The 1,755-nt window shown below is 68.5% G+C and carries 1 protein-coding gene; it reads left to right on the top strand.

Translation table 11 applies throughout. The features are described from left to right. Positions 1–92: 92 nt before the first annotated feature. The gene (locus tag ABT296_RS38580) at positions 93–1,721 is read left to right on the top strand and encodes an IS1182 family transposase (protein WP_351934819.1); all 1,629 of its coding nucleotides are present in this window, start codon (positions 93–95) and stop codon (positions 1,719–1,721) included. Positions 1,722–1,755: the final 34 nt, after the last annotated feature.

Below are 1,755 nucleotides of genomic sequence, written 5' to 3'. Positions count from 1 at the left end.
ACGGCGTCGCCGACGGTTCAGGACACTCGGATGGTTCGTGTAGTCGGGGCCTGTTGAGGTGATCAGTGTCCGTTCGTCTCCGGTCCGGTGCGATGGTGCCCGAGCTCACGGCTCGGACGGCACGGGCCAGCAACCCTCGCGGCACCACAGCGATGTGGGTGCGCGACCACCTCGACGGGCTGTGGAGCGACCAGGATTTCGTCTCCTGGTACCCACGCGATGGTCGCCCCGGACTCTCTCCTGCTCAACTGGCCACGGTGTGCGTACTGCAGTTCCTGCTCAACCTGTCCGACCGGCAGGCGGCGGAGGCGGTCCGGTGCCGCATCGACTTCAAGTACGCCCTGGCCCTGGAGTTGGACGATCCCGGTTTCCACCACAGTGTGCTGAGCGACTTCCGGGACCGTCTGGGCGAGGACGACCGCGCGGACAGGCTGCTGTCCCTGGCACTGGAGCGGATGCGCAAGGCCGGCCTGGTCACCGAACGCGGCCGGCAGCGCACTGACTCCACACAGGTCCTGGCTGCCGCGCGGGATCTCACCCGCCTGGAGATGGTCCTCGAAGCAGTCCGTGCTGCGCTGGAGGAAGCCGCCCGGGACGTCCCCGGGATTCTGGACGGGCTGGTGGACGCCGACTGGGCCACCCGCTACGGGCGGCCCGTCCGTCTGCCCAGCCAGCCCACGCACCCCGTCACCCGTCTCAAGCAGGCCGGAGCGGATGCCCATCGGCTCCTTGAGTGCCTGCCGTCCCACCGGCGCGGCCCCCGCATGGAGGCCCTGCGGCAGATCCTCGTGCAGAACTTCCTCGTCGATGCCCGCGGCCTCCTGCGACCGCGCACCGAGAAGGACGGACAGCCCAAGGGCGCCCGGCGGATCGTCTCGCCCTACGACTGCCAGGCCCGCCGGGCCATCCGCGGCAACACCCGATGGAGCGGCTACCTGGTCCACGTCACCGAGACCTGCGACACGGGTGAGAACGCCAACCTGATCACGGACATCGCCACCACCAGCCCAACCAGGGACGCGCAGGCCCTGCCTGGCATCCACACCCGGCTCCGCCGGCGCCGGCTGCTGCCCCGCGAGCACCTGGTCGACGGCGGCTACCTCTCCGTCGCCCTGCTGGAAAGCTCCGCAGTCCACCATCAGATCCAGCTCATCGGGCCGGTCAAGGCCAGCGGGGCATGGCAGAAGAAGGAACAGACCGGCTTCACCCGGGACGACTTCACCATCGACTTCGACCGGCGCCGCGTCACTTGCCCCAACGGCCAGATCGCAAAGACCTGGATCACACCGCCCGCCATGGCTCCCTACACAGTCGCCCGGTTCCACCCACACCAGTGCAACCCGTGCCCCGACCGCTCCGCCTGCACACGTGGGACCTCGGCTCGCACCGTGAACTTCCTCCCCCGTCACCTGCACGAACTTCAGATCCGCAACCGCACCGAGCAGCAAGACCTCCAGTGGAGACAGCTCTACGCCACCCGGTCCGGAGTCGAGGGAACCATCTGCGAATTCGTCAACGGGCACCAAGCACGGCGCAGCCGCTACCACGGTCTTCGCAAGACTCACGTCCAACATGTGCTGACCGGCATCGCCATCAACATCGAGCGTCTCGCCGCACGCACGCCACCACGCCGCCGGCGACCCCGGCACCCCACGGCCTTCCAGAGTTACCTCGACTCACGCGGCCTGACCTGGGAATGCTGGTGGCGGCAAGGCACGTGAACCCGACCCACAAGATCCCCGACAGAGTCGCTCA

It is taken from the genome of Streptomyces sp. NPDC000983 (assembly GCF_040299205.1).
Lineage (GTDB): Bacteria > Actinomycetota > Actinomycetes > Streptomycetales > Streptomycetaceae > Streptomyces.
Note: the sequence above shows the minus strand (reverse complement) of the source record. Positions and strands in the feature narration are given on the sequence as shown.

Excerpts from the sequence above, each read along its gene's own strand:
- ABT296_RS38580 (WP_351934819.1), top strand. The coding sequence starts at position 93 with ATGGTGCCCGAGCTCACGGCTCGGACGGCACGGGCCAGCAACCCTCGC.